This is a genomic window from Gordonia sp. JH63, assembly GCF_009856645.1.
In the GTDB taxonomy this organism is placed as follows: Bacteria; Actinomycetota; Actinomycetes; order Mycobacteriales; family Mycobacteriaceae; genus Gordonia; species Gordonia hongkongensis.
This window is the reverse complement of sequence record NZ_CP047235.1, coordinates 5,073,722-5,086,431: the sequence shown is the minus strand read 5'-3', so window position 1 is coordinate 5,086,431 and position 12,710 is coordinate 5,073,722. Positions and strand designations below refer to the sequence as shown.

Genomic DNA, 12,710 nt, shown 5'->3' with positions numbered 1-12,710 from the left:
CATTCAGGTTCGCGACCGGCTGAGGTCGAAGTCGTAGCGCGAGGTCGGCACCACGTCGAGGTGGCGGTCCGCGCCGAAGCGGGACACGCTCTCGAGCATCAGGGTCATCCGGCGCTCGAGTTCCAGCTGATCACCGCCGCTTCCGTAGAACGCGTGGATGTCGCTGACCGCCGCCATCGGGAACAGTTCCTCGACGATGGCCGCGACCGGCGGGATGTCCTCGGTCAACGGTCGTTCGACGATGTTCTGGACGTAACCGAACGTGGCCTGGGTGTCGATGGCGACCTGGGTGTGATCGTCCAACCAGCGGCGCAACCACTCGGCGTGGTCGAGTTCGTCGGGTCGCCGCAGGAACGCGACGTTGGACAGGGCGTCGATCCGCGTCCCGTCCGCGGGCAGGTCCGGATTGAGCGGCGCCCGCGCGGTGACCGCCCAGGCAGCGATCGGACCGTCGAGTTCGTCATCGACGACGGCAAGGACCGGGTCGGGGTCGGGCGCCCAGAAGGACAGCACCGCGACGATGGGCGGGTCGAGTTCGTCGATGCGCATGGCCCCGGAGACCGCGTCGTCGCTGAGGTTGACCTGCACGCGCGTTGCCCCCGCTGCCATACAGCGCTCGACGAGATCGTCGGCGTCGGTGCGGCTCGGCCCGCCGCCCCGGATGGCGACGATCACCTTGGAACTCGTCATCCCGCGGACGGTACCGGTCGTTCCGCGCGCCGGTCGCCGATTCGCAGATCCATCCGCGCTTTTGCTCCCTGAGCTGTGGGGAGCGCAAGCGACAGCCCCCTGCTCCCTGAGCTGTGAGGAGCACAAGCGACAGCCCCCTGCTCCCTGAGCTGTGAGGAGCGCAAGCGACAGCCCCCTGCTCCCTGAGCTGTGAGGAGCGCAAGCGACAGCCCCCTGCTCCCTAATCCGAAGAGTTAGGTGAGGTGGCTGCTCAGGCCGCTCCGTGGGGTGTGATGGTGACGTCGTATCCGAGTTTGTGTAGGTCGTAGATGGCGCGGTTCTTGGTGCGTTCGGGGTGGCGTTGCTGGTGGTAGTCGGGGCCGGGTTCGTCGTAGACGACGTTGTCGGTGAGCATGATCCAGACCACGGTGAGCAGGGTGTGCTCGAGGGCGACGATCGCTTTGGGTTTGCCGCGAGAGCGGACCAGGCGCCGGTACTTGGCGTTGAGGAACGTGCCTTTGTGGCTGGCGATCGATAACGCTGTAGCCCCGAGAGCACCTTTGAGGTGACGGTTACCGGGGCGGGTTTTGACGTTCTTGACCCGTCCGGCGGATTGGTGCTGGCCGGGGCAGACCCCCGCCCACGAGGCCAAATGGCCTGGTGTGGGGAACTGGGCCATCTGGCCGCCGGTCTCGGCGATGATCACATCGGCGGTGGCGGTGGAGATACCCGGGATCGTGCAGATCAGGTCCCGCTTGGCCTGAAACGGCGCCATCACCTTCTCGATGCGCTCGGTCAACGCGTCGATCCGGGCGGTGTGTTCGGTGATGAAATCCAGATGCAACTCGACCAGGAACGCGTGGTGGTCGGTGAAGCGGCCCTGCAACGCCTGGGTCAACGCGGGGATTTTGCGGCGGAGTTGTTTCACCGACAACTCCGCCAACACGGCGGGATCGCGTTCACCCTTGACCAGCGACTGCAACATGAATCGCGACGAGACCCCGTTGATATCGGAGACCACCACCGACAGTTTGATGCCGGCGTCTTCGAGGACTTTCTCCAACCGTTGGATCTCGCGGCCGCGTTCGCGGGTGATCGCGGTGCGGGTGCGGGTCAGATCGCGTAACCGTCGGATCGGTTCGGGCGGCACGAATGAGGCACGCAACAGCCCGTGGGCGGCCAGCTGCGCCAGCCACGCCGCATCCGACACATCGGTTTTGCGGCCCGGGAGGTTCTTGGCGTCGTGGGCGTTGACCAGCATCACCTCGAACGGGGCGTCTTCGAGGAGGTAGTAGAACGGTTTCCAGTAGTCGCCGGTGGCTTCCATGACCACACACGTCACTTGCTCGGCGATCAGATGGTCCCGCAGCCGCAGAATGTCGCCGCTCATCGACGACCAGGTCGTGGTGTTCTGCACGGTCTTTCGGCCCGGACTAGCCAGGCGGACACAGACTTTCACATCCTTTTTGGAGACATCCATCCCGGCGCATCGGGGATGCAGCACTTCCATCTCGGTCTCCTTTCGAGTCCTCGGAAAGTGGGCTGCGGACGGGGCGAACAAAGTGCAGGAGTCTAATCCGCGTGCTCGTAGCAACAATCCACGATTCCCGTGGCAGGCCCCGCGCCTCACACTGAGGTACTGGCTCTTCGGCACAAGGGAGGAATTCAAGGTCACCGCATCCCACCCCTCCACTATCAACCCCCCACGCGCCGGTGACCAGCACGAACTCTTCGACCCCCACGACGGCCGCCAGGCCGCAGATACTGAGGTGCGAGGAGCGATAGCGACGAGCCACGAAGGGCCTGGTGAGACACGTTGCGTGGCCCTTCGTGGCAGTGAGAATGGGTGTGGGTGGTTGACCGGGTTTGGGTCTGACTTACTTCGTGGCTGACGGTGCTGTCATGGGCGAGATGTGTCGGCCCGGAACTCCGGTCGATCACCTGCACCAAGTGACCTGTGAGGACCGGGGCGGGTGTGACCTGATTAGGACCCTGTCTGGCTGGTAGGCCGTGACTCTTCACTGTCCTGTCCACCCGCCCCGGTGAGGTCATCCACCACCGCAGTGAAGGAGACACCGCCAGAATGGCTGAGACAGCAGTGACCACGCAAGTGGTCGTACTCGGAGTCGACACCCATCAACAGACCCACCACGCCGCGATCGTCGCCACCGACGGCCGCCCGCTGGCCGATCGCGAGTTCCCGACCACCACCGCCGGCTACACCCAGTTGTGGCAGTGGGCGTGTGGCTTCGGCCGCGTCGAGGATGCCGCAGTGGAATCGAGCGCCTCCTACGGGGCCGGGTTGACCCGGATGCTCACCGCCGAAGGGGTGCGAGTGATCGAGGTCAACACCCCCGATCTGCCGCGCCGCTACGCCCACGGTAAGACCGATCAACTCGATGCCTACGCCGCAGCGATGGCAGTCATCACCGGCCGCGCGACCGCGGTGGCCAAAGACACCCGCGGCGCGGTCGAATCTATTCGGATGCTCACCGTGGCAAGGGCTTCGGCCGTCGAGGAAGCCACCCGCATCGGTAACCAGATCCGTGACCTGTGTACCACCGCACCAGCCGAGTACGCCGATCAAGCGCGCCAGGCCCGCACCATCGCCAAGCGGGCAGCATTCATCAAAGACTTGCCGGTACCAGCCGAGAAAGCTGATCTGTCCGGGCCGGCCGCGGCGTTCGTGCGCGCTGCGCGGTCGCTGCTCGACCGACACCGACTCGCCCAACAACAAGCCCGGTCTTTGGCCCGCGAACTCACACGACTGCTGACCAAGCTGGTACCCACCCTGCTCTCGCGCCCGCAGATCGGGCCGATCACCGCCGCCCGCCTGGTGATCACCGCCGGTGACAACGTCGAGCGGATGGGCACCGAGGCACGGTTCGCCAAACTCGTCGGCGCCGCCCCGTTACCGGCATCCTCAGGCAAAACCAGCCGTCACCGACTCAACCGGGGCGGGGACCGGCAAGCCAACAGTGCTCTGCACATGATCGCGGTCGGACGCATGAAATCCCACGCCCCCACCCGCGCCTACGTCGAGCGACGTTCCGCCGAACACAAAACGAAGAAAGACATCCTCCGCTGCCTCAAGCGCTACATCGCCCGCGAAGTGTTCCGCGACCTCACCACCGACCTCGGAGCACTTGACAAGCTATAGGACCCTCTCGCTTCGCTCGCACCTCAGGGAGCATAGAATTCGGGCGCCCAGGAGTGTTCGCTCGGTGGTCCACGACGGCCGTCCGGCCGCTCCTCAGGGAGCGGAGGCGTCGCGCTCGTCGCACCTCGGGGAGCGGGAGGGGGCCGTGCTCCTTGCGCCTGTGCTCAGGGAGCGTGAAGCCGCGTGTGCGCGAACCTCAGAACTCCTCGGCGCCGATGAGAGCGGCATCGTCGGCGACCTTGTGGTCGTGGGCGACCTTGGCCAGCGATACCGCGCCGAGGGCGACGACGCAGTATCCGGTGGCGAACCACCACGGTGTCGCCTCCGAACCGGTCCACTTCGCGAGGTACGCGACGAGCACGGCCGCGATCGCGGCGCCCATCCAGCGGAGGAAGCTGAACCCGGCACTCGAGACCGAGCGCGGGGTGTCGCCGCCGACGGCCGACATCGCGACGTCGGTGAAGAGGGTGTTGAGCACGCCCGAGGGGAAGCCGGAGAGGATGACGGCCAGGCCGATCAGCCAGATCTGTCCGGTGAACGTGCCGATCCCGGCCAGCACCATGACAAGTCCGTATGTCGAGATGGCAACCATGACACCGGCCTTCTCACCGACGACCCGAGCGAGCAGCGGCGCGACGAAGACTCCGGCGACCGCGGTGAGTAGACCCCAGCCGAAGAAGACGAGTCCGGCGTAGATGGGTCGCAGGCCCATCGCGATCGGCGCCCAGGCGATCACGGTGAAGAGGGCGCCCGTGTAGAAGGCGGAACCGACGGACGTGACGAACAGGGTGCGGTTGCGCAGGACCTTGATCGGGTCGACGATCCGGACCCGCACTCGTTCGGACCGGGGGCCGTCGGCGGGAAGCATGAACGCGCACAGGATGGCTCCGGCCAGCATCAGCAGGGCGGTACCGGCAAACGGTGCGCGCCAAGTCCATTCACCGAGCGTCGCACCCAGGAGCGGTCCGACGGCCAGCCCGATGCCCAGGGCGGCCTCGTACATCATGATGGCGCTGTTGCGGTTGCCCACCGCCGATTGGACGATGAAAGCCAGTGCGGTGGCGAGGAACAGTGCGTTGCCGAGACCCCAGATCACCCGGTAGGCGATGAGCTGGTCGATGTTGTCGGCGAAGGCCGAGACGCCGGCTGCGACGACGATGAGTCCCAGCCCGACGGTGAGTGTGCGTCGCGGCCCGAAACGGTATGCGGCCCAACCGGTCAGCAGCATCGCGACGCACTGGACGCCGACGTAGACACCGAACAGGAGCGTGAGCTTCTCCGGTGGGGCGTTCAGCGCTTCGGCGATGCTGTGCAGGATCGGATCGACGAGGCCGATGCCCATGAAGGCGATGACGGCGGCGAAGGCGGTGATCCACACCGCGCGCGGTTGGGCGCGCAGAGAGGCGAGCATCGACGGTTCGGTTGCGGTGGTGTCGCGCGCCACCGCGGCGGTGTCGCCCGGGGTGTGTTCGGTGACGGTCATGAATTCCTTTGCCAGATCAGGCGGACGGCCGGCGGTGTCGAACCGCGACCGGGCCGCTCACGCACTCGCCGGGCGGGCGGGGTGCGATACCGGGTGATTGTCGAGCTGGTCGCGCAGGGCCTGCAGGGCCGGTCCGGCCGCGGCGATGGCTTCGCGCTGCTGATCGTCGAGCGCGGCGAGCGCACCGGTCAGGATGACGTCCCGCTCCTCGCGGATCTGTCGCACGAGGGTGCGCCCGTGGTCGGTGAGGCCGACGAGCACGGCTCGGCGGTCGTCTGGATCAGGTCTGCGTTCGACCAGGTGGTGCTTGGTGAGTCCGTCGATCACCGACGTCGCTGTCGGCATGCGGATGGATTCGCGGGTGGCGAATTCACCCATACGCATCGGCCCGTGATCGGCGAGGACGCTCAGAGCGGACGTCTGCGCCGCGGTCAGCTCGACCGACGGTGCGCGACGACGGAGGGCCAGGTAGAGCCTGGTGATCGTCGGCCGCAAGGTCTGGGCGAGTTGGGCGGGGTCGGAAGCGGACACGTTTAGAGAGTCTAATACTTAGGGGTTCGAAGTATTAGGGCAGGGGGCTGTGATGCTGCGCACGAACGTGCGGCTCGACTCGTCAGACGGTCAGTGGTGCCCCACGACTCCGAAGAAGGCGATCAGGTCCTGGCGCGCAGTCGCGACGCCGTCGGGCCGGCCGTCGATCTCGCTGAGCAGTCCGCGCTGGAAGATGCCGTCGAGCGCGATGTAGGCGACCGCCGGTGTCACCGCGGGCTGCGTCCCCGACAACTCGCAGAATCTCTCCACCACACGCCAGATCATCTCTTCGCGCCGGCGCTCGATCTCGATGACGTCCGCGCGGAAGGAGTCGTCGAACATGCTCTGGTTGCGCAGGTCGTACCAGAGCCGATGAATGGCTGCCTCGGAGTGCATGCCTGCGAAGAAGGTGTCGGCGAACTCGTCGCGCAACTGGTCCGCGGTCACCGCCTGGGCCACGACCTCGTCATAGCGGGTGACGCAGACGGCCTCGTACTGCCGGACCGCGTGGGCGATGAGGTCGAGCTTGTCGGTGAAGTAGTAGTGCAACACGCCGTGCGAGTACTCGGAGTTCTGCGCGATCTCGCGCAGGCTCGTCCGCGCGTACCCGAGTTCGGCCAGCGTCGTCAGAGTCGCCATGGCCAGCTCGTCGCGCTTGGCCTGGAACTTGTCTCGTGCGCGGGCCTCGATGCGGGCCTGTCGGTCGACGACCTGTGTCATCTCGCGGTCCTTGCCGGGGGATTCCCTTGCTCGGGGAGTGATGGAGTTCGAGACCCGAGTGTACCCACCCGGCCGAGTTCGACGCTTGTCGGCGCCAGCCGGGCGGGCACCGGGTGAGGCCTCGATCCGGTCAGCTGAATGCGCCCCGGACCTCGGTCTTCAGGATCTTGCCGATCTTGGACCGCGGCAGCTCGGTCCAGATCTCGATCTCCTTCGGCGCCTTGACGCTGCCGATCCGTTCCTTGACGAAGGCGATGAGCTCCTCGGTGTCGGCGTCGTGCCCCGCACGCAGTTCGACGGCGGCCGTCACGCGTTCGCCCCATTTGGGATCAGGCAGCCCGATGACGGCCGAGTCCTTCACCGCCGGATGGGCCAGCAACGCCTGTTCCACCTCGGCCGAGTACACGTTGAACCCGCCGGTGATGATCATGTCCTTGGCGCGGTCGACGACGAAGAGGTAGCCGTCGTCGTCGAGGTAGCCGATGTCGCCGGTGTGATGCCAGCCGTGCGCGCTCACTTCGGCGGTGGCCGTGGGGTTCTCGTGATACCCGTCCATCACGAGCGGTCCCCGGACGACGATCTCCCCGCGCTCGCCGCGACTCAGCAGCGACCCGTCCTCGGCCATGATCGCGACCGTGGTCAGCGGTGTCGGCCGCCCGGCCGATCCGAACCGCTCGGTGGCCATCGACCCGTCGTCATGGAAGTGCTCGGCGGGCGCGAGGGTGGCGATCATGTTCGGCGCCTCCGTCTGCCCGAACAACTGGCCGAGCACCGGTCCGATACGCGTCAGTGCTTCTTCCAGCCGCGTGGGCGACATCGGCGCCGCGCCGTACCACAGACATCGCAGCGAGCTCACATCCCGACTGTCGAGGTCGGGATGGTCGAGCACCCCGTAGATCACCGTCGGCGGGAGGAAGGCGTGGGTGATTCGATGCCGCTCGATCAGCGCCAGGAAGTCCCCGATGTCAGGTGCCGGCATGATCACGACCTCCCCGCCGAGGCTGAGGATGGGGAACGTCAGCACCCCCGCCGAGTGGGTCAGCGGGGCGAGCGCCAGGTACCGGGGGCGCTCACCGAACGGGTAGCTCATCAACGCCAGTGCCGTCGAGGTCATCATGTTGTCCTCGGTGAGTCGCACCCCCTTCGGTCGGCCGGTCGTCCCGCCGGTACCGGCGAGCATGCACAGACCGCCATCTGGTCGTCGGCGTTCGTCCGGCTCGGCCCGATGTTCGTCGAGCCAGCCGTCGAACGGCCTCGCCCAGTCGACGTCGCCGTCCAGACAGATCATCCGGTCCAATTGCGGGAGCTGATCTTTGATCTTCTCGATCAGGCCGGTGAACTTCGCCTGGAAGAACAGCAGCCGACACCCGAAGAGATCGAACAGCTGTCGGTTCTCCTCGGCCTCGTTGCGCGGATTGACCGGGCACCACACAGCACCCGCACGCGAGATGCCGAAGACGCATGTCAGGGCCAGCGGATCGTTGGCCGAGAGGACGGCGACCCGGTCACCGGCCTCGATCCCGTTGTGCTGCAATGCACCCGCGATGGCGGTGGACCGATCCTGGACCTCGCCGTAGGTCGAGGTGACCCCGCCGGCGGTGAGGCACGGCGCGTCGCGCCCCAGCGAGGCGCCCTTGTCGAGGTACTCCGAGAGTCGCATGTCGTCCTCAGCGGTGCACGGTGACGATCGGGTCCAGGACCAGACCGAAAGCGCGTAGGGTGCCGAGCAATTCGCGATGGCCGAACGCCTGGCAGCTCGAGACGAAGCCGACACGGCGGGGGCGGGCCTGGAGGAGTTCGTTCGCGGCGTGCGCGTTGAGCAGGGCGGTCTGCTTGTAGTTGGAGTTGCCGTGGATCACGCAGTGCGCGCGGCCGAGCGGACCGGAGGCGTACACCGAGTCCAGCGAGGTGTTCAGGCGCGGGTTCTCACGCGGGGGCATCTCGCTGCGGATGGCGGCCGACTGCTCGTCGATGATCCGGTACTTCTCCTCCTCGGACTTGCCCTCCATCTGTTCGAGCGCGGCGGCCACCAGAACCGGAACGCCCTGCATCAGTGGCCGGTTGAAGACGCCGCCGAGTGCCTTTGCGGTGGCCACGCGCGGGTCGTTCTTGAACCACACCGGGTGTGATGTACCGCCCCAGGGCAGAGCGAGACCGAGGTCGTGCTGGCCGGGCACGCTGACCGTGTACAGACCCGCGTCCGCCGGCCATTCGACGTACTCGTTCTCCTCGAGGTAGTACGCCTTCGCGAATGCCGCATTGGTGAGGATCGTGTTGGTCGACGCGACGGTCGGGTGGCCCTTCCAGAACACCTGGATGTCGAGGGTGTCCAGTCCGGGGTTCTCCAGGCAGATGTTCGCGGCGATCTCGCCGATCGAGTACATCTGCGCCAGGCCCGGCGTCAAGACCAGTTCGCGAGAAGCGAATTCGGCTCCGTACTGCGCCTCGGCATCGATCATCCAGTTCTGTTCACCGTTGGTGTCGGTGTAGTGGGCCCCGATCTCCAGGCACGCCTGGACGACCTCGTGACCGTAGCGGGCGAACGGCCCGACCGTGTTCAGTACGACGTCGGCGCCGCGGAAGGCCTCGGTCAGCGCCTCGACCGTGTGCTCGACCTCGACGATGTCGTACGCGACCGTGTCGATGCCCGGCACCGCCTCGACGGCGCTCTTCAGCCGGGCGTGGTCGCGGCCCGCGGCCAGGAACGGAATGTTGTACTCGCGCAGGTACTCACAGATCAGTCGGCCGGTGTATCCGGACGCTCCGTAGACGACGACGCGTTTGTCGGTGGGCATGGTGGGACTCCTCGTGTCTGGTTCGGGTGTTCGATGCGGGTGTTCGGGAAAAGCGTTGCGGCGGTGGACGTCGGCGGGATCACATCCCCATGCCGCCGTCGACCGGGAGGCCCGCGCCGGTGATGAACTTCGCGGCGTCGGAGACGAGGAAGACCACGGCGTCGGCCATGTCGTCGACCTGACCGAGCCGGCCCAGCGGCGTCAGTTCGGCGACCGCCTGGGCAGCCGCCTCCGGGGATTCGAACAGCCCCAGGGCCGCGGTCTCGACGGCGAGCTTGTTGCCCATCGCGGTCGGGGTGAGTGCGGGATAGATCGAGTTGACGCGCACTCCGTAGCCGAGCTTGCCGGATTCGGCGGCCGCCACCCGGGTGAGGCGGTCGATACCCGACTTCGTCGCGGAGTAGACGCTGATGCCGGGGAAAGCGATTGTCGCAGCGACGGATGCGATGTTCACGACGGCTCCGCCCCTGCCTGCGATGCCGCCGGGACGCATCGCGCGGAACGCGTGCTTGATGCCGAGGGCAGTACCGAGCACGTTGACGTCCAGCATCTTCGACGTCTCGCCGGCGTCGAGATCGACCAGGAGGTTCGTCACCTCGATGCCGGCGTTGTTCACGACGATGTCGAGCCCGCCCAGCGACTCGACGGTCGACGCCACGGCCGACTCCCAGGCTGCGTCGTCGGTCACGTCGAGCGCGACGAACTCGGCCTTCGCGCCTTGTGCCCGAAGCGTTTCGACCGTCTGCCGACCGCCGTCGGAGTTCACGTCGCCGATCGCGACGGACGCGCCCGCTGCGGCGAGCGCCTCGGCCATCCCGGCACCGAGACCCTGTGCGCCACCGGTGACCAGTGCCGTCCGCCCGGTCAGGTCATAACTCGTCATCGTTCCACCTCCGTGAGACCGCCTCGACCGAGGCGGAGAAGCAAGACACAGTCGAGACGACATGTGCTGCACGCCACACTAGGCCTGGGTCTTGACAGTCGTCAAGAAAAACCTTGACGACTGTCACGATCGGGGTGTGGTCCACGAAAGATCCAGGTCAACGGCTCGGTGCCGCTGGACAGTCCTGGTGGGAGATGCAGAACACCCCCGAGCCGGGCGGCAGTGGCCGGGACTCGAGGGTGCTCGGATGACGAGGTGTGGTCAGACGCCGATCTCGCCTCCGTTGTCGCGCCACACGGCGACGACGGAGGGCCGGGGCTGCGATTGTCCGCCGTCGGGCCAGTGCGACGCCGGGTTGTCCGCGGAGTGGTCGTCGAGTTCGCCGGGATGCTGAACCGCGATCAGGACACGATTGGTGTCGATGATCGGGCCGCAGGTCTCGCCACCCTTGGGCACGGTCAGGAACTGCTTGGTCTCCCCGCGTCGATCGCCGTCCAGGGCGACCGCGAACAACCCGTCGTTGCTGTCGAGTGCGTTGCCGTCCGTGGAGATCCACAGATTGCCATGTGGATCGAACGCGACGTTGTCGGGGCAGGAGATCGGACTGACCTTGGTCTTGTCGAACCCGCCGTAGTAGGTGTCGGCAGCAGCCGGGTCGCCGCACACCAGCAGGAGTTCCCAGGTGAACTCGGTGCCGGTGTGGTCGTCGGTCATCTCGAGGACCTGACCGTTCTTGTTCTCGTTGCGGGGGTTCACCGCATCGGCAGGCGCTTCTCCATCGGTGCCGCGATCGTCGTTGTTCGTCAGCGCGCAGTAGACCTTGCCGGACTTCGGATTCGGTTCGATGTCCTCGGGCCGGTCCATCTTGGTCGCGCCGACGGTGTCGGCGGCCTGCCGGGTGAACACCGCGACCTCGGCGGGGGACATGCCGCGGATGTACGAGCGTGCCGAACCGTCGGCATTGACCGTCAGCAGCGGCTTCCAGGACCCCTTCCCGGCGAATTTCTCTGAGGCGGGCGGGGTTCCGGTGCCGTCCACCGGGTCGGGGGAGTCCCCGGTGAAGGTGGCGACGTAGAGCGTGCCTTCGTCGAGGATGCCCATGTTGTGGTCGCGGGCCGTCTTCGACAGGCCGGACTTCATCTTGCGGCTGGAGACGAACTTGTAGATGTACTCGAACCTTTCGTCGTCACCGCTGTAGGCGACGACGGTGTCCTTGTCCGGCCCGCTCCCGACCACGTAGATGTTCGCCGATTCGTGCTTGAACCGGCCCATCGAACTGTGCTTCACCGGAACGGAATTCGGGTCGTGCGGATCCACCTCGACGATGTAACCGAAGCGATTCCCCTCGTTCGGCTCGACGGCCAGGTCGAAGCGCTTGTCGAACCGTCCCCAGTAATGCTCGTCGCCGTCGTCCTCGAAGGAGTAGCGCTCGAGCCGCTCCTTGGCCTTGGCGTCGGTGACGGTGCTCGGGTTCGCGAAGTAGTTGTTGAAGTTCTCCTCCCCGGAGAGCATCGTGCCCCACGGGGTGAGACCTCCGGAACAGTTGGCGAAGGTGCCCAGGACAGTGGTGCCCGCCGGGTCTGCGGCCGTCTTGACGAACTCGCTGCCCGCGGCCGGGCCGGTGAGACGGAACGGACTCGAGGCAGCCAGACGTCGGTTGCGAGGGCCCACAACGGTTTTGAGAGCGCCGCTGCCGGATTGCGCGGTGACCTCGACGACTGCGATGCCGACCGACGCCATGGCGATGCGGGCCTGCTGCTCGGTGGGTTCGCCTTCCTTGTAGCCGGCGAACATGAAGGGCTCGGTCGGATACTCCAGGTTGGCGACCAGGTAGTGGTGATCGGCGACGCCGTCGACCGGGATCAGGCCGGCGAAGTCGTTGTTGAAGCCGAACTGCCCGGCCTGCGCCTCGGGTGTCTGATTGGCGAAGTCGAACTCGGGAGCGCCGGGCAGGATCGGGTCGCCCCACCTGATCACCACCTCCTGGCGGTACCCGTCCGGGATCACCACGGCGTCCTCCGTGTTCGGCGCGACGGCGGCGAAGTTCATGCCCGGCATCGCATCTCCGGATGTCGCACCGCTCGACGACGAGGCCGACTCCGACGACCCGGAGTCACCGCACGCCGCGAGGAGCGAGGTCGCACCGACGGCCACCGCTGCACCGGCCGAGGTCTTGAGAACGCTTCGACGCGAGACCGCGGTGCGGACGATGTCCCGGAAGTAGTTGTTGTCGCTGGTGTTCCCGGGATCGTGGCGGCACGCGTCGCCGCACTTGTAGCGGCATGTCACGTAGGCGCGGGACGAACGTCCGGCATCCTCGCCGGTGGACATGAACAGCTGCAACGGAATACGCACACGGGCTCCTCTGAAAACATGGTCGCGCCACGGGGCCGGCGCACGACGAGGAGCACGTTAGGAGGATGAAACGAACCGATGGCTACCCGAGCGTTAACGGCAGCCCAACACCCC

Annotated in this window: 10 protein-coding genes; 1 reads left to right on the top strand and 9 read right to left on the bottom strand. The window is 66.6% G+C overall.

The window, feature by feature from the left end:
- Positions 1–3: 3 nt before the first annotated feature.
- Both GR168_RS22505 and GR168_RS22500 read right to left on the bottom strand, forming a co-directional pair.
- Positions 4–690, bottom strand: a complete 687-nt coding sequence (locus GR168_RS22505; RefSeq protein WP_159371718.1) for an EthD domain-containing protein — start codon at positions 688–690, stop codon at positions 4–6.
- A 250-nt stretch (positions 691–940) separates the two neighbouring features.
- Positions 941–2,179 (bottom strand): IS110 family transposase, encoded by a 1,239-nt coding sequence (locus tag GR168_RS22500; RefSeq protein WP_159371717.1) that lies wholly within the window; start codon positions 2,177–2,179, stop codon positions 941–943.
- Positions 2,180–2,752: 573 nt separating this feature from the next.
- Here GR168_RS22500 and GR168_RS22495 point away from each other — a divergent pair.
- Positions 2,753–3,829 carry an IS110 family transposase gene (locus GR168_RS22495; protein WP_159371716.1) on the top strand — a complete coding sequence of 359 codons (1,077 nt, stop codon included), beginning with the start codon at positions 2,753–2,755 and terminating at the stop codon, positions 3,827–3,829.
- Positions 3,830–4,025: 196 nt separating this feature from the next.
- Here the strand turns inward: GR168_RS22495 and GR168_RS22490 are convergent, their stop codons facing one another.
- From GR168_RS22490 to GR168_RS22460, 7 genes are all read right to left on the bottom strand, one after another.
- Positions 4,026–5,312 (bottom strand): MFS transporter, encoded by a 1,287-nt coding sequence (locus GR168_RS22490; protein WP_068972103.1) that lies wholly within the window; start codon positions 5,310–5,312, stop codon positions 4,026–4,028.
- Between the two features lie 57 nt (positions 5,313–5,369).
- Positions 5,370–5,843, bottom strand: a complete 474-nt coding sequence (locus tag GR168_RS22485; protein WP_159371715.1) for a MarR family transcriptional regulator — start codon at positions 5,841–5,843, stop codon at positions 5,370–5,372.
- A 90-nt stretch (positions 5,844–5,933) separates the two neighbouring features.
- A complete protein-coding gene (locus tag GR168_RS22480) occupies positions 5,934–6,563 on the bottom strand; it encodes a TetR/AcrR family transcriptional regulator (protein ID WP_159371714.1) in 630 nt (209 codons plus the stop codon).
- Positions 6,564–6,693: 130 nt separating this feature from the next.
- Positions 6,694–8,223 (bottom strand): long-chain fatty acid--CoA ligase, encoded by a 1,530-nt coding sequence (locus tag GR168_RS22475; protein WP_159371713.1) that lies wholly within the window; start codon positions 8,221–8,223, stop codon positions 6,694–6,696.
- Between the two features lie 7 nt (positions 8,224–8,230).
- Positions 8,231–9,358 (bottom strand): DUF5938 domain-containing protein, encoded by a 1,128-nt coding sequence (locus GR168_RS22470; protein ID WP_065631111.1) that lies wholly within the window; start codon positions 9,356–9,358, stop codon positions 8,231–8,233.
- Positions 9,359–9,437: 79 nt separating this feature from the next.
- Entirely contained in the window at positions 9,438–10,241 is an 804-nt protein-coding gene (locus GR168_RS22465) for an SDR family NAD(P)-dependent oxidoreductase (RefSeq protein ID WP_159371712.1), read from the bottom strand.
- A gap of 261 nt (positions 10,242–10,502) precedes the next feature.
- Positions 10,503–12,596 (bottom strand): PhoX family phosphatase, encoded by a 2,094-nt coding sequence (locus tag GR168_RS22460; protein WP_159371711.1) that lies wholly within the window; start codon positions 12,594–12,596, stop codon positions 10,503–10,505.
- Positions 12,597–12,710 lie beyond the last annotated feature (114 nt).